Origin of the sequence: Streptomyces sp. NBC_00704, assembly GCF_036226605.1 — a bacterium.
In the GTDB taxonomy this organism is placed as follows: domain Bacteria; phylum Actinomycetota; class Actinomycetes; order Streptomycetales; family Streptomycetaceae; genus Streptomyces.
The window spans coordinates 6,891,972-6,907,226 of the sequence record NZ_CP109000.1 but is presented as its reverse complement, the minus strand read 5'-3'; the positions used below and the strand labels follow the sequence as shown (position 1 = coordinate 6,907,226).

The 15,255-nt window shown below is 72.3% G+C and carries 13 protein-coding genes and 1 riboswitch; of the genes, 3 read left to right on the top strand and 10 right to left on the bottom strand.

Features of this window, described 5'->3' with window-relative positions:
• The first annotated feature begins 27 nt into the window (after positions 1-27).
• Both OG802_RS29970 and OG802_RS29965 read left to right on the top strand, forming a co-directional pair.
• Positions 28-1,323 carry a Glu/Leu/Phe/Val dehydrogenase dimerization domain-containing protein gene (locus OG802_RS29970; RefSeq protein WP_329415493.1) on the top strand — a complete coding sequence of 432 codons (1,296 nt, stop codon included), beginning with the start codon at positions 28-30 and terminating at the stop codon, positions 1,321-1,323.
• 132 nt (positions 1,324-1,455) lie between these two features.
• Positions 1,456-2,076 carry a TetR/AcrR family transcriptional regulator gene (locus tag OG802_RS29965; protein WP_329415491.1) on the top strand — a complete coding sequence of 207 codons (621 nt, stop codon included), beginning with the start codon at positions 1,456-1,458 and terminating at the stop codon, positions 2,074-2,076.
• A gap of 8 nt (positions 2,077-2,084) precedes the next feature.
• Here OG802_RS29965 and OG802_RS29960 read toward each other — a convergent pair whose 3' ends face one another.
• From OG802_RS29960 to OG802_RS29945, 4 genes are all read right to left on the bottom strand, one after another.
• A complete protein-coding gene (locus OG802_RS29960) occupies positions 2,085-3,050 on the bottom strand; it encodes an SIMPL domain-containing protein (protein WP_329415489.1) in 966 nt (321 codons plus the stop codon).
• Positions 3,051-3,240: 190 nt separating this feature from the next.
• Positions 3,241-4,026, bottom strand: a complete 786-nt coding sequence (locus OG802_RS29955) for an SGNH/GDSL hydrolase family protein (RefSeq protein WP_329415487.1) — start codon at positions 4,024-4,026, stop codon at positions 3,241-3,243.
• A gap of 285 nt (positions 4,027-4,311) precedes the next feature.
• Entirely contained in the window at positions 4,312-5,277 is a 966-nt protein-coding gene (locus tag OG802_RS29950; RefSeq protein ID WP_329415484.1) for a M23 family metallopeptidase, read from the bottom strand.
• A gap of 4 nt (positions 5,278-5,281) precedes the next feature.
• Positions 5,282-5,459, bottom strand: a riboswitch (cyclic di-AMP (ydaO/yuaA leader).
• A 284-nt stretch (positions 5,460-5,743) separates the two neighbouring features.
• On the bottom strand, positions 5,744-7,819 hold the full coding sequence (locus OG802_RS29945; protein ID WP_329415482.1) for an alpha-galactosidase: 2,076 nt from the start codon (positions 7,817-7,819) through the stop codon (positions 5,744-5,746).
• 209 nt (positions 7,820-8,028) lie between these two features.
• On the opposite strand from OG802_RS29945, the gene OG802_RS29940 reads away from it, so the two are divergent.
• Positions 8,029-8,826 carry a tyrosine-protein phosphatase gene (locus tag OG802_RS29940; protein WP_329415480.1) on the top strand — a complete coding sequence of 266 codons (798 nt, stop codon included), beginning with the start codon at positions 8,029-8,031 and terminating at the stop codon, positions 8,824-8,826.
• A 25-nt stretch (positions 8,827-8,851) separates the two neighbouring features.
• On the opposite strand, the gene OG802_RS29935 is transcribed toward OG802_RS29940, so the two are convergent.
• The 6 genes from OG802_RS29935 to hpnH form a co-directional block, all read right to left on the bottom strand.
• The gene (locus tag OG802_RS29935) at positions 8,852-8,974 is read right to left on the bottom strand and encodes a DUF6126 family protein (RefSeq protein ID WP_329415478.1); all 123 of its coding nucleotides are present in this window, start codon (positions 8,972-8,974) and stop codon (positions 8,852-8,854) included.
• The gene (locus OG802_RS29930) at positions 8,971-9,606 is read right to left on the bottom strand and encodes a helix-turn-helix domain-containing protein (protein WP_329415477.1); all 636 of its coding nucleotides are present in this window, start codon (positions 9,604-9,606) and stop codon (positions 8,971-8,973) included. Before OG802_RS29930 ends, OG802_RS29935 begins: the two co-directional genes overlap by 4 nt.
• 98 nt (positions 9,607-9,704) lie before the next feature.
• Complete coding sequence (locus tag OG802_RS29925) at positions 9,705-11,090, bottom strand: aspartate aminotransferase family protein (protein WP_329415475.1); 1,386 nt, start codon at positions 11,088-11,090, stop codon at positions 9,705-9,707.
• Positions 11,087-13,021, bottom strand: coding sequence for a 1-deoxy-D-xylulose-5-phosphate synthase (dxs, locus tag OG802_RS29920; protein ID WP_329415474.1), 1,935 nt, complete (start codon positions 13,019-13,021; stop codon positions 11,087-11,089). The genes OG802_RS29925 and dxs overlap by 4 nt, the downstream gene beginning before the upstream one ends.
• 30 nt (positions 13,022-13,051) lie before the next feature.
• Positions 13,052-14,227 (bottom strand): flavodoxin-dependent (E)-4-hydroxy-3-methylbut-2-enyl-diphosphate synthase, encoded by a 1,176-nt coding sequence (ispG, locus tag OG802_RS29915; RefSeq protein ID WP_329415471.1) that lies wholly within the window; start codon positions 14,225-14,227, stop codon positions 13,052-13,054.
• A gap of 4 nt (positions 14,228-14,231) precedes the next feature.
• Entirely contained in the window at positions 14,232-15,254 is a 1,023-nt protein-coding gene (gene hpnH, locus OG802_RS29910; protein ID WP_329415469.1) for an adenosyl-hopene transferase HpnH, read from the bottom strand.
• Position 15,255 lies beyond the last annotated feature (1 nt).

The following is a 15,255-nucleotide window of genomic DNA, read 5'->3' as shown; positions in this document are numbered from 1 at the left end:
AGTTGACGCCCCGGTCGAGGAGCCCGAGTGACCTCCCCCTTCCTGTCCCTCACCTGGACCGACCACCTCACCGGCCGCCGGGGCTTCCTGGTCGTCGACCGGCTCGTGCGCGGCGTCTGCAGCGGCGGCCTGCGCATGCGGGCGGGCTGCACCCTGGACGAGGTCGCCGGACTCGCCCGCGGCATGAGCCTCAAGGAGGCCCTGCACTACGACCCCGCGGCGCGCTACGTCCCGCTGGGCGGCGCCAAGGGCGGCATCGACTGCGACCCCCGCGACCCGGAGGCCTACGGGCTGCTGGTGCGCTACCTGCGGGCGATGCGGCCGTACGTGGAGAGCTGCTGGACCACCGGTGAGGACCTGGGACTGAGCCAGGACCTGGTGGACCGTGCCGTCGCGGAGGTGGGGCTGGTGTCCTGCGTGCAGGCGGTGCACCCGCTGCTCGACGACGAGGACGCCGCCCGGGCCCGGCTGGCGGCCGCCTTCGCCGTCGAGGTCGACGGCATCGGCCTGGACGAGCTGGTCGGCGGCTGCGGGGTCGCCGAGTCCGTGCTGACCGCCCTGGACAGGGCCGGGGCGGCCCACACCGGCGCCCGCGTCGCGCTCCAGGGCTTCGGCACCATGGGCGGCGCCACCGCCCGCTTCCTCACGCGCGCGGGCCTGACCGTGGTGGCCGTCGCCGACGTCAAGGGCACCGTCGCCAACCCGGCGGGGCTCGACGTCGAGGCGCTGCTCGCCGCACGGGACGCCCACGGCGCCGTGGACCGTGGCGCCCTGCGGCCCGGCGACCGCGAACTGCCGGACGACGCCTGGCTGTCGGCGGAGGCCGAGGTGCTCGTCCCGGCCGCCGTGTCGAACGCGATCGGGGTCGAGGAGCAGGAGCGGATCGGCGCCTGTGTGCGGTGGATCGCCGAGGCGGCCAACATGCCCGTCACCCCGCAGGCGGAGAAACTGCTGCACGCGCGCGGGGTGAGCGTGCTGCCGGACGTCGTCGTCAACTCCGGCACCAACGCCTGGTGGTGGTGGACGCTCTTCGGCGACATCGGCGCGGACGCGCAGGAGGCCTTCGCGCACACCCGCCGTTCCCTGCGCGCCCTGGTGGAACTGGTGCTCACGCGCGCGGAGGCCGACGGGACGACGCCACGCGCCGCCGCGCACGCGATCGCCGAGCAACGCCTGCCGGTCATCACACACCGCTTCGGCACGTACCACTCCGGCACGTACCACTCCGGCACGTACCACTCCGGCACGTACGGCTCCGGCACGTACCACTCCGGCACCTACGGCTCCGGCACGTACGGCTCCGGTGCACGGCGCCGGGACTGAGACGGCCGCGCGCGTCGGGTTCCGCGTCACCGGTCCCCGCCACGGGGAGTTCGCGTGCGGCGTGCGGCTGCGGCGTCACTATGCCGCGAAGCCGCCTCCCTCCCGTCCGGGGCCACGGACTAGGGTGTCCGGGTGGCGAGGGTCCGGTTGAGTGTGGCCGAGCGGCGCGAGGAGCTGCTGCGGGCGGCCATCGAGCAGATCGAGGCGCGGGGCGTGGCGGCGGTCAGGATCGCCGACGTCGCCGCGGCGCTCGGTGTGAGCAACGCCCTGGTGCTCTACCACTTCTCGACCAAGGAGCGGCTCGTCGCCGAGGCGTTCGCCCATGCCGCCCAGGACGACCTGGCGCAGCTGCGCAGGCTGGTCGGCCGGCGGACGACGGCGCTGCGCCGGCTGCGCGCGGCCGTGCGCTGGTACGCGCCGACGGGGCAGGCCAAGGGCTGGCGGCTGTGGATCGAGGGCTGGGCCGTGTCGCTGCGCGAACCGGCGTTGCGGGAGGTGGCCCGGGGGCTGGACCAGGAGTGGAAGGCCGCCCTCGTCGAGGTGATCGCCGAGGGCGTGGCGGCGGGCGAGTTCCCGTGCCCGGACCCGGCGGGCTCGGCCCTGCGCCTGACGGCCCTGCTGGACGGGCTCGCCGTGCAGGTGACGTCCTACGACGGCGCGGTGTCCCGCGCGCGGGCGCAGGAGTGGGTCGACGAGGCGCTCGACCGTGAACTGGGCCTGCCCCCGGGGGCGTCGGACGTCTCGACGCGCTGAGCGGCCGGTCAGTCGAGGGCGTAGACCGCCGTCACCGTGGCCCCGGCCCGGATCTCACCGGGTGCGACCGGCACGGCGCCGGTGCCGGCGCCGGAGGTCTCCCCGGACGGCGGCACGGGGCGCGGGTAGCTCGAGGCGTCCTCGCTGAGGGAGACCAGCGCGCCCAGGTGGCGGCCGCTGAGGCGGGCGTACTGCTCCGCCTTGGCGTGGGCGTCGGCGTGCGCGGCCTCTCGGGCGCGGGCCTGTAGCGGAGCGGGGTCGGAGACGTCGAAGACGACGGAGTCGACGCGGGCCGCGGCGCCGGCCGCGTCGGTGACTGCCTGAAGGACCGCGCCGGTCCGCACCACCTCGCGGACCGTCACCGTGAAGGACTGGGCCGCCTGATAGCCCGTCAACCGGGGGGCGCCGTCCGTGTAGTCGTGCAGGGGGGTGAGGGTGACGCTCCGCGTGTGGATGTCCCGCTCGGCGACGCCCTGGGCGCGGACGGCTGCCAGCAGCGCGGCGGCGGCCTGGTTCTGCGCGTCCAGGGCGGACTGCGAGGTCTTGGCGGAGGTCTCGACCCCGGCCCCGACGACCGCGAGGTCGGGCGGCGCGCTCGCGCTGCCCTCCCCGGTCACCGTCACGGTCGCGGGCGCGGGCACGGAGGAAGCGGGATCCGGCGCGGGAACAGGAGTGGGCTCGGGGGCCGGAGCGGACTCGGGGGCCGGAGCGGACTCGGGGGCCGGAGCGGACTCGGGGGCCGGAGCGGACTCGGGGGCCGGAGCGGGCTCGGGGACGGGCGTGGGCTCGGCTTGCGCGGGCCGGGGTGCGGCCGCCGGGCGGGCGGGCAGCGCGAGCACCGGCGCCGCGCCGAGCGCCGGGACGCCGACGGCGAGCAGACAGACGACGGCCGCGGCGACGGAGCGACGGGAAAGAGGCATGCGGGACCGGTCCTCGGGGGTGTCGGACGTCAGCAGGGAGGCGGGTGCGGTCATCCCAGCACCCGCCCCTCCGCGCGCGGGGACGCCACTCCCGTCCGGTCACCTCACTGGTGGAGCGGCCGGCCGCCTGAGGCCGGCGGCCCGCCGCACCCGCTCGGACCACACCGGTTCGGGCCCACCCGCTCGGGCCGCACCGGCTCGGCGCGTGCCCGCCGGGTGGGGCCGGCCCCTCCGCCCGCGCCCGTCAGGCGACGGCGGAGATCCGCATCCTGATGTCGTCCGGCTTCAGCGCGCCCTTGGCGACCACGTGGTCGCCGGAGGACTCCCCGCGCAGCCGGCGGCCGATCCACGGCACGAGGTACTCGCGCGCCCAGTGGACGTCGTCGCGCCGCACCTCGAGGGTGCCGCGCGGCGGGAGCACCGGCCAGGGCTGCTCCGGGTCGGCCGGCACCTCCAGGCCCAGGACCTGGCCGGCGCGCAGCGCCACGCGCGTGTGCCCCTCCGGGGAGAGGTGCAGCCGGTCGCCGTCCCAGGCCCTGCGGTCCTGCACGGACTTCAGGGACCACAGGTCGAGCACCGGACAGCCGTAGCGGTCGGCGACGGCGCGCACATGTCCGTTGTACGTGGCGATCTTGCCGCGCAGGTGCTTGAGCACGGGGACGCCACGGGTGTCGAAGCCGGTGGTCACCATGACGGTGCCGGCGACGGCGCTCAGGGCCGAGATCGCGCGCTCGAAGCGCTCGGCGACCTCGTCCGGGTCGGTGCCGGGACGGAGGATGTCGTTGCCGCCCGCGCAGAAGGAGACCAGGTCCGGGGCGAGTTCCACGGCCCTGGGGAGCTGGTCCTCCATGATCTGGTCGAGCAGCTTCCCGCGGACCGCGAGGTTGGTGTAGTCGAAGTCGCCCTCGGGCCGCCGGTCCGCGAGGAGGACCGCGAACCGGTCCGCCCAGCCGACGAAGGCCCCGTCCGGGCCCGGGTCGCCTACGCCCTCGGTGAAGCTGTCCCCCACCGCCACGTACGACCCGATCACTGATCTGTTGTCACTCTTCGAATCGTCTGCCACAGCAGTTCATGATTCACCTTCGAATGTGACTTACGCGACCGTAGGCAGGGGTTGACGGTCGGTGAGATAAGCCACTCCTAAAGAGTTTGCCAATCAGGGAATAAGCGATCACGCCGGGACGTCGTTGGTCCGCAGACGGCTCCGTGCGGTGCGGGACCGGTGGCGTGCGGACAGCCCGAAGGCCGGGCCCCGGATCCTTCGATCGGTGGGGGCCCGGCCTTCGGCTGCGTGTCAGGCGGGGTGGCCGGGGGGTCAGCCGACGGAGACGCCGTGCGCGCGCAGGTAGGCGATCGGGTCCACGTCGGAGCCGTAGTCCGGCGTGGTGCGGATCTCGAAGTGCAGGTGCGGACCGGTGACGTTGCCGGTCGCCCCGGAGAGGCCGACCTGCTGGCCCGCGGTCACGGTCTGGCCGGCCGAGACCGAGAGCTGGGAGAGGTGGGCGTACTGGGCGTAGTAGCCGTCGGCGAGCCTGATGACGACCTGGTTGCCGTACGCGCCGCCCCAGCCCGCGGACACGACGGTGCCCGCGCCCACGGCCTTCAGGGTGGTGCCGGTGGGGACGACGAAGTCCGCACCCGTGTGGTAGCCGCTGGACCACATGCTGCCCGACTGGTGGTACGGGGTGCCGATGGCGGCCCCGGACACCGGCAGGACGTAACCGCCGGCGCTGCTCTCGGCGGCCTGGGTCGTCTTCGGGGAGGAGGCCGACGTCTTCGACGCGGAGGACTGCGAAGCCTTCGACGAACCCGACGCGGACGGCGACTTGGGGGACGCGGACCGGGAGGACGACGAGCCGGACGGCTGGTGGGCGCCGGAGGCGGCCTTCTTGCCGATCGACAGCCGGAGGCCGGGGTGGATCAGCGACGGGTCGTCGCCGACGACCGCGCGGTTGTCGCGGTAGAGCCGCTGCCAGCCGCCGCTGACGTTCTGCTCGTCCGCGATCTTCGAGAGGTAGTCGCCGGACCGCACGGTGTACGTCTTCGCGGTGGCGGTCTTGCGGGTCGTCCCGGCGGCCTGGACGGCCTGGACGGCCTTTTCCGGGGCCGTCTGCGTGACGGACTGCGCGGACGTCTGGGCGACCGACCCGGGGGTGGCCGCGTGAGCGCCGGAGGCGCCCATCAGCGGCAGGGCGAGTGCGGCTCCGCCCGTTCCGGCGACGGCTATGGAGCGGGTGAGACGCTGGGCCTTGGGACGGCGGTGCTTACCCTTCGCGGGCATGACGAATTCCTCTCCGGCGCCTGCGAGGTGAGCTGTCGGGTGCGGGCTGGAGATGCCCGGCCGCGCCGAGGCGCGACTTGACCCCTAGCCTGTTCCGGGAACCGGAACAGGCGGTTGTGCCTGTGGGTCCCCCGCTCCTGCCATGCACGGGTGAGTGTGCGGGATCCGGGCGGTGGCAGGATTCGGCGTCCGTCCGGATTGGGGTGGAACGTAAGCGACCCGGACGCACGGAGACAAGCGAAGGTTGCACCGTTCACGCGTTTCTCTTGATCCCCGCCGGGGATCCCCCGTCACCCTGCGTGAAACACGTGCCTCTCCCACCCTCAAGGCACAGGAGAACCACGCGAATTACGTGAACATGACGCGCGACGTACGGTCACGGATATGACGCTGCTCACGTGACGGTTCTCCAGTCCCCCCTATTTCCCGGCGAGTTGGAACGAAGGCTTCAATTCGGACAGAAAGCTCAGATGCGACGCAGTCGGATAACCGTCGCATCGAGGTCACCGCGCAGGCCGACCCGGAGTCCGTGGTGCAGCAGCACCGCACCCCGGTGCACTTCGCCCGTTTCGCGGCATTCGTACGACGCCGTCGGGTCGAGTCCGCGCAGCCGCAGGGCGGGAACGGGCTCGCCGTACCGCTGGGCCTGAAGCCAGGCGAGGACGACGCTCTCGTCGCCGCGCACGTACTGCACGGCGCTCAGCCCGCCCGCCGGAGGGCGCAGCCGGTAGAGGTCGCCCTGCTGCACGAGCGGCCGGATGTCCTTGTAGAGGTCCACCCAGCGACGCGCCTCGGCGAGTTCGTCCTCGCTCCACTCGGAGAGGTCGCCGCCGACGCCGAGGACCCCCGCCATGGCGCTGACGAACCGGAAGCGCAGCGAACTCACCCGGCCGTTGAGCTGGGCGTTGGGGCTGTCGGTGACCCATGCGGCCATGACGCGCGCGGGATGGATCTGACTGAAGCCGTGCTGGATGTCGAGCCGGTCGAGCGGGTCGGTGTTGTCGGAGGTCCACACCTGGTCGGTGCGGCTCATGATGCCGAGGTCGACGCGCCCGCCGCCGCCCGAACAGGACTCGAAGGCGACGCCGGGGTGGGCCTCCCGCAGCCGGTCCAGCAGGCGGTACAGGGCCCGCACGTGGTCGACCCACAGGCGCTGCGGGTAGGCGTCGTCCGGCCAGCCGGCGTCGGTGAAGCAGCGGTTGAAGTCCCACTTGACGTAGTCGATCGGGGCGCTGGAGAGCAGCCCGTGGAGCTGCTCCCAGAGGTACTCCTGGACGTCCTCGCGCGCGAGGTTCAGCATGAGCTGATTGCGGAACTCCGTCCGCTTTCGTCCCGGTTGGAACTGCACCCAGTCGGGGTGCGCCCGGTAGAGGTCGCTGTCCGGGTTGACCATCTCGGGCTCGACCCAGATGCCGAACCGCATGCCCAGGTCGTGCACCTGGTCCGCGAGGGGCTTGAGCCCGTGAGGGAAGCGGTCGGGGTTGGCGTGCCAGTCGCCCAGTCCGGCGTGGTCGCCGGTGCGCGCCCCGAACCAGCCGTCGTCGACGACGAAGAGCTCGACGCCGATCGCCGCGGCCCGCCGCGCGAGGGCCGCCTGCTGCTCCTCGGAGATGTCGAAGTAGGTCGCCTCCCAGGAGTTGAACAGCACCGGCCGGTCCTGCTCGGCGTCCGGGACGACGTGCGCGCGCTGGTAGGCGTGCCAGGCGCGGCTCGCCCCGCCGAAGCCGGCGTCGCTCCACAGGCCCGCGAAGACGGGCGTGGTGAAGGCCTCACCCGCGGCCAGGCGCAGCAGGCCCGAGTCGTCGTATCCGGCCCCGCCGGTGATCTGCACGCGCGCGTCGGGGAGTTGGGCGACGGCGATCCGCCAGGAGCCGGACCAGGCCAGCGCGCAGCCGTAGACCTCGCCGCGCTCCTCGGTGGCGTCGGTGTCGAGGGCGACCCAGGGCAGGTGCTGGTGTCCGGTGTGGCCGCGGCGGCTGCCGATGACCTTCTCGCCGTAGGTGAGCGGGGACCGCGTCAGCCGCGACTCGGCGGCCCAGCGGCCGTGCAGCTGGGACAGCCGCCATGCGTCGCGCAGCGGCAGGGTCCAGGTGGCCGAGTCGGCGCGCAGCAGCTCCAGGGGCGGTTCGCCCTCGTTGCGCACGGTGGCCCACCGCTCGACGACGTCGCCGCGCATCCGATAGTGCAGGGTGAGCGCGAGGCCGGCGTCGCGGAAGCGCAGCCGCAGCTCGTCGCCGTCGCTCTCGTGGGCCTCGAAGGTCCACTCGGTGCCGCGCCGCTCCTCGGTTCGCACGGACAGGGCGGGCCGCACGAAGCGGGGGCCGCCCTCGACCGGGTACTCCTCGTGCCCGTCGAGCGGGGCCTCGAAGGAGGCGCCGCGCTCCTGCGGCGCGAGCGCGGCGAGCGCCTCGGCGTCCGCGAGCGCGATGCGCGGGCCCCAGTGCAGATGGACCAGCTCGGCGGCCTCGGTGAGATGGAGGGCATAGCTGCTCGTGGGCCCCGAAAGGAGCCACGTACGGCCGTTGTCGGCGATCTCGGGCATCAAGCCCCCACTTTCGAACAGGTGCGATCAAACACCGACATCATCGAGTGCGGTCGGCCCGTCGGGCAACCCTCGGCGACCCGACTCCCACCTGGGCGGACGTCCTGTGGACAACCCGTTGCCCCGGGTACCCATGTCGTATGGTCGGGGAGATGTCCCGTCGGCCACCAGGAGCCGCGCCGACGGTGACCGACAGGGAGGGAGCCCCAGTGACGCAGCAGATCCCGTCGACCGAGCCCGAGCTGGCCGGCGTGCGCAACTTCCGGGACGTGGGCGGTCTGCCGACCGTGGACGGCCGGCGCGTGCGTCACGGCGTGCTCTTCCGCAGCGGTCACCTCGCGCACGCGACCGACGAGGACGCCGCGTTCCTGTCCGGCCTCGGCCTGCACACGATCTTCGACTTCCGCAACGCCGCGGACCAGAGGCTGGAGGGCCCGGACGTCGAACTGCCGGGCGTGCGCAACGTCAACCTGCCCCTGTCGGACCCGGCGGACGGCGCCGAGTTCTGGCAGATGGTCCGTGACGGCGACGTCGACCAGCTGCGCGGCATCCTCGGCGACGGCAAGGCCGCGAACCGGATGACCGCCTCCTACCGCTCGATGGTCAGGGAGCGGACGGCCGAGCACGCGCGGGTGCTGCACTCGCTGGCCGAGGACAGCCTCCCGGCCCTCATGCACTGCGCGGCGGGCAAGGACCGCGCGGGCCTGTCCGTGGCGGTGACGCTGCTGGCCGTGGGCGTGGAGCGGGACGCGATCCTCGGGGACTACCTGGAGTCCAACGCCCTGCACCGCCGCTACAAGGTGCGCCGCAGTTCCGCCTCGGGCGAGGCCTACTCCCCCGAGATCATGGAGCTGCTGAGCCCCCTCTTCGACGCCCGCGAGGAGTACCTGGCGGCGGCGTTCGAGACCGTGGAGGAGATCTGGGGCGGGTCCGACGCCTATCTGGAGCAGGGTCTCGGGCTCTCCCCCGAGACCCGCGAGCGGCTGCGCGACCGACTCCTCGACTGACGGCGCCCGCGGGCCCCGCTCCCCTCTACTGGCTGGCGCCCACCTCGAACAGCAGCCACAGGAACGCGGCGAAGACGTGTCCGACGGCGATGTAGATGATCAGCCGGATCCAGAGCGTGCGGGGGAACTTCTCCTCGTAGTCGCTCATGACGTGACTCCGTTCTCGGACGGGTTCGGCCCCAGGCACAGCGTGGCGGCAGGGCTCTGCAACAAGGTGTGGACGAAGAGGAGCTCGACGCCGTCGGGGTCCTGGGCGGCGATGCGGTGCGGGGTCAGCGAGTCGAAGTGCGCGCTGTCCCCGGGGCCCAGCAGGTCCGTGGTGTCGCCGAGGCGCAGGCGCAGCCGGCCCTTCAGGACGTGCAGCCACTCCTCCCCCGGATGCACGCGCACGATGTCGCCCTGGGAGCCGTGCGGGACCTGTACGCGCAGGGCCTGCATCCCGCGGCCGGACGCGCCGGCCTGCCAGTAGGTCCAGCCGCCGGCGCGGGTGGGCTCCATGGCGGCGGCGCGGACGACGGCGTCCCGGTCGGCGACCGTCTCGCCGAGCAGATCCGAGACGGTCGTACCATAGACCCGCGCGAGCGTGAGCAGCATCGGCAGCGACGGCTGGCGCTGTCCGGTCTCCAGTCGGGAGAGGTGCGCGGGCGACAGCCCGGCGGCGCGGGCCGCGGCCTCCAGGGTGAGGGCGGCCCGGCGGCGCAGGGCGCGCAGCTGGGGGGCGACGGCGGGCAGAGCGGCCTCGGCCTGCTGGGCCGAGGGCTCCGGCACGGGCGGGTTCATGACTTCATTGGACGCCGGATTTGCCTCTGTGGCAAATTCCTTGCCTCAGAGGCAAACCGGCTGGATCCCACGGCCGAGGGAACCGACCGCCCCCTCGCTCAGCGGTTGGCGACCGCCTGCTTCACCAGCGTCTTGCTGAAGTCCCACATCAGCCCGCCGCCGCTGTGCGCCTCGTCCATCACGGCGGTGAAGGCGTCGACGAACCGGTCCACCTCCGCCTCGCCGATGACCAGCGGCGGGATCAGCTTGATCACCTCCAGGTGGTCGCCGGAGACCTGGGTGAGGATCCGGTGGCGCTGGAGCAGCGGCACCACCACCATCTGCGCGAACAGCCCCTTGCGCGCCGCCTGGAGCATGGCCCAGCGGCTGCGCAGCTTCAGCGAGCGAGGCCTGCCGAACTCGATGCCGATCATCAGCCCGCGGCCCCGGACGTCGGCCAGCAGCTCGTACCGGTCGGTCAGCGCCGCGAGCCGGGACTTCAGGAGGTCACCCGTCAGCCTTGCGTTCGCGACGGTCTGCTCGTTCTCCATGACGGCCAGCACGGCCAGCCCCGCCGCCATGGCCTGGGCGTTGGAGCCGAAGCTCGCCGAGTGCACCAGCACCCGGTCCATCGACGAGTAGACCTTCTTGAAGATCCAGTCCCGGCCCAGCGTCGCGCCCACCGGGACGTACCCGCCGGACAGCGCCTTGGCCACGCACACCAGATCCGGTTCGACGCCGTCCTCGTGCTGGTAGGCGTAGAAGTCGCCGGTCCGGCCGAGTCCGGTCTGCACCTCGTCCACGACGAGCAGCGCCCTGTGCCGGTGCAGCAGCTCCTGGGCGGCGCGCAGATAGCCGGGCGGCGCCTCGTGCACCCCCTTGCCCTGGATCGGCTCGACGATCAGGGCGGCGACGTCCCCCTTCGCCAGCTCCGCGGCCAGCGCGTCGAGATCGCCGAGCGGGACGGGGGTGTCGGGCAGCAGGGGCGCGAACCCGTCCCGGAAGCCCGACTCGCCGTTCACCGACAGCGAGCCCGTGGTGAGCCCGTGGAAGGCGTGGTCGCAGTACAGGACCCTGGGCCGGCCCGTGGCGTAGCGGGCGAACTTCAGCGCGGTCTCCACCGCCTCGGTGCCGCTGTTGCCGAAGAACACCCGGTCCAGGTGCGGGCTGTGCGCGAGCAGCTTCTCGGCCAGCAGGCCGGGCAGCGGCTGGCAGTCGAAGCGGGTGAGGTCGGCGAGCCGGGCGTCGAGGACGTCGTGCAGCGCCTTGCGGACGACGGGGTGGTGGCGGCCCAGGCCCATCACCCCGAACCCGGCGAGCATGTCGAGGTAGTCGTTGCCGTCCGCGTCCCAGAAGTACGCGCCCTCGCCGCGCTCGTAGACCTTGTCGAAGCCGATGGTGTGCAGCATGCGCGGCAGCTGGTGGTTGAGGTACTTGCCGTGCAGCTCGTAGCGCTCGGCTCCGCGCTCGGCCAGCAGGGCGCCGAGGTCGAACTCCGTGGTCATTCCGCCTTCTCCTTGACTGGCTCCTCGACCGGACCGGCTGCCGCGCCGGCCACGGCCCCGGCGTCCCCGACGGCCAGGCTCGCGCCGATCCGGCCGGCGATCTCGACGGGCGTGAGCCCGATGTCGGCGAGCACCTCGCCGCGTTTGGCGTGCGCGAGGAACTGCTCCGGGATCCCGAACCTGCGCACGGGCACGTCGACCTCGGCGTCGCCCAGCGCCAGCGCCACCGCCGATCCGACGCCGGCGGCACGGCTGTTGTCCTCGACGACGGCCACCAGCCGGTGCCCGGCGGCGAGCCCGGGCAGGGCCGCGTCGACGGGCTTGACCCACCGGGGGTCCACCACCGTGCAGCCGACGCCGCGGGCCGCGAGCAGCCCGGCGGCCTGGAGGCACACCGGCGCCATCACGCCGACGGCCACCAGCAGCACGTCCGCCCGCTCGCCCCGGTGCAGCACGTCCATGCCGCCCACCCGGTCGACGGCCGGCACGTCCGGTCCGACCGACTCCTTGGGGAAGCGGACCAGCGTCGGAGCGTCGTCCACCGCGACCGCCTCGCGCAACTGTGCGCGCAGCTGACGTGCGTCGCGGGGGGCCGCGATGCGCAGTCCCGGCACGACCTGGAGCACGGACATGTCCCACATGCCGTTGTGGGACGCCCCGTCGACGCCGGTCACCCCGGCGCGGTCCAGGACGAACGTGACGCCGCAGCGGTGCAGGGCCACGTCCATCAGCAGCTGGTCGAAGGCCCGGTTGAGGAAGGTGGCGTAGACGGCGACGACCGGGTGCAGCCCGCCCGTCGCCAGGCCCGCGGCGCTGACGGTCGCGTGCTGCTCGGCTATGCCGACGTCCCAGACCCGGTCGGGGAAGCGCTCGGCGAACCTGCCGAGGCCCACCGGGTGCAGCATCGCCGCGGTGATCGCCACGACGTCGTCGCGCTCCTCGCCGATCGCCACGATCTCGTCGCCGAAGACGGACGTCCACGACGGCCCGGCGGCCGGCGCGAGCGGGGCGCAGGTGAGGGGGTCCATCACGCCGACGGTGTGGAAGCGGTCCTCCTCGTGCGCGAGGGCCGGTTCGAAACCGCGCCCCTTCTCGGTCAGGCAGTGCACCAGCACCGGACCGTGGAAGCGCTTGGCCCGCCGCAGCGCGGACTCGACGGCCCCCAGGTCGTGGCCGTCGATCGGACCGACGTACTTCAGGCCGAGGTCCTCGAACATGCCCTGCGGCGCGAAGGCGTCCTTGAAGCCCTTCTTCGCGCCGTGCAGCGACTCGTAGACCGTGTTCCCGACGACCGGGGTGCGCAGCAGCACGTCCTTGCCCCAGGCCAGCACCTTCTCGTAGCCGTCGGTGGTGCGCAGGGCGGCGAGGTGGTTGGCGAGCCCGCCGATGGTCGGCGCGTAGGAGCGCTCGTTGTCGTTGACGACGATGATGAGCGGCCGGTCCTTGGCCGCCGCGATGTTGTTGAGCGCCTCCCAGGCCATGCCGCCGGTGAGCGCGCCGTCGCCGATGACCGCGACCACGTGCCCCGACCCGCCCTGCACCTGGCGGGCCTTGGCGAGGCCGTCGGCCCAGCCGAGCGCGGTGGAGGCGTGGCTGTTCTCGATGACGTCGTGCTCGGACTCCTCGCGGGAGGGGTAGCCGGACAGGCCGCCCTTGCCGCGCAGCTTGGAGAAGTCCTGACGTCCCGTCAGCAGCTTGTGCACATAGCTCTGGTGACCGGTGTCCCACAGGATGCGGTCGGCCGGCGACTCGAAGACCCGGTGCAGGGCGATGGTCAGCTCCACCACGCCCAGGTTGGGTCCGAGGTGGCCGCCGGTCCTGGCGACCGCGTGCACCAGGAACTCCCTGATCTCTTCGGACAGTTCACCGAGTTCCGCCTCGGACAGCGCCTTCAGGTCGCGTGGTTGCCGGATGGTCTCCAGGATCGTCACGTCGGGCCCCCTCTCGGTCCGTGCCTTGCCTCAACTCACCGTCACGGCCGGTTTTCCCGTGCCGGCGGGGACGCCGGAAGCGACGCCTTCGCCCTCCATCTGCTCGGCCAGCTTCATGGCCTCCTCGATGAGGGTCTCCACGATCTTCGACTCCGGGACGGTCTTGATGACCTCGCCCTTGACGAAGATCTGGCCCTTGCCGTTGCCGGAGGCGACGCCGAGGTCGGCCTCGCGGGCCTCACCGGGACCGTTGACGACACAGCCCATCACCGCGACCCGCAGCGGGACCTCCATACCGGTCAGACCGGCCGTGACCTCCTCCGCCAGCTTGTACACGTCGACCTGGGCACGGCCGCAGGACGGACACGAGACGATCTCCAGGCCCCGCTGCCTGAGATTGAGCGACTCCAGGATCTGGTTGCCGACCTTGACCTCCTCCACCGGCGGCGCCGACAGAGAGACCCGGATGGTGTCGCCGATGCCCTGCGAGAGCAGCGCGCCGAAGGCGACCGCCGACTTGATCGTGCCCTGGAACGCCGGACCCGCCTCCGTGACACCGAGGTGCAGGGGGTAGTCGCACTGCGCGGCGAGCTGCCGGTAGGCCTCGATCATCACGACCGGGTCGTTGTGCTTGACCGAGATCTTGATGTCGCGGAAGTCGTGCTCCTCGAACAGCGACGCCTCCCACAGCGCCGACTCCACCAGCGCCTCAGGCGTCGCCTTGCCGTACTTCTGCAGCAGACGACGGTCCAGCGAGCCCGCGTTCACCCCGATCCGGATCGGCGTGCCGTGCTCCTTCGCCGCCTTCGCGATCTCCCGCACCTTGTCGTCGAACTGCTTGATGTTGCCCGGGTTGACCCGCACCGCCGCACACCCCGCCTCGATCGCGGCGAACACGTACTTCGGCTGGAAGTGAATGTCCGCGATCACCGGGATCTGCGACTTGCGCGCGATCGTCGCCAACGCGTCCGCGTCGTCCTGCGTCGGACACGCCACCCGCACGATCTGACACCCCGACGCCGTCAGCTCCGCGATCTGCTGCAACGTCGCACCGATGTCCGACGTACGCGTCGTCGTCATCGACTGCACCGACACCGGGGCGCCGCCCCCGACCGCCACCGGGCCGACCTGGATCCGCCGCGACTCGCGCCGCGGGGCCACCGGCCGGACCGGCGTCCCGGGAAGGCCCAGGGAGACGGCGCTCACGCCGTCACTCCCGGTTCCCGTTGACGGTCTCGCGCAGGGCGCGCAGGGACTCCTTGAGCGACCCCATCGTGGCCAGGACGGCGGTGGGCTCGTAGCCGCAGTGCGCCATGCAGTTGGCGCAGCGCGGGTCCTTGCCCCGGCCGTACTTGTCCCAGTCGGTGTCCTCGATCAGCTCGCGGTAGGTCGGCACGTACCCGTCGCTCATCAGGTAGCAGGGGCGCTGCCAGCCGAAGAGCGAGTAGTTCGGGATGGCCCACGCCGTGCACGGGAAGTCGGCCTTGCCCTCCAGGAAGTCCAGGAACAGGGGCGAGTGATTGAGCCGCCAGCGGCGCCGGTTGCCGCCCGAGAAGGCCTTCTTGAACAGCTCGCGGGTCTGCTCGACGCCCAGGAAGTGCTCCTGGTCGGGGGCCTTCTCGTAGGCGTAGGCGGGCGAGATCATCATCTCGTCGACCTTGAGGTCGTCGTTGAGGTAGTTGAGGACCTCGACGACGGTCTGCGGGGTGTCGGTGTTGAAGAAGGTCGAGTTGGTGGTGACCCGGAAGCCGTGCCGCTTGGCCTCCTTGATGGCCGCCACGGCCTCGTCGAACACGCCCTCCTTGGCCACGGACTCGTCGTGGCGTTCGCGCAGGCCGTCGATGTGCACGGCGAACGCGAAGTAGGGGGAAGGGGTGAACTTCTCCAGCTTCTTGCGCAGCAGCATCGCGTTGGTGCAGAGGAAGACGTACTTCCGCTTGGCGACCAACTGCCGCACGATCTCGTCGATCTGAGGATGCATCAGGGGCTCGCCGCCGGCGATGGACACCATCGGCGCACCGGACTCCAGCACCGCGCCCACGGCCTGGGCGACCGGCATGCGCTGTTTGAGCACTCCCGCCGGGTGCTGGATCTTGCCGCAGCCCTCGCACTTCAGGTTGCAGGCGAAGAGCGGTTCCAGCTCGACGATGAGCGGGAACTTGTCCCGCTTGCGAAGCTTCTGTTCAGCCAGGTATGTAGCGACCTTGATGGACTGGCGCAGCGGCATGGCCATG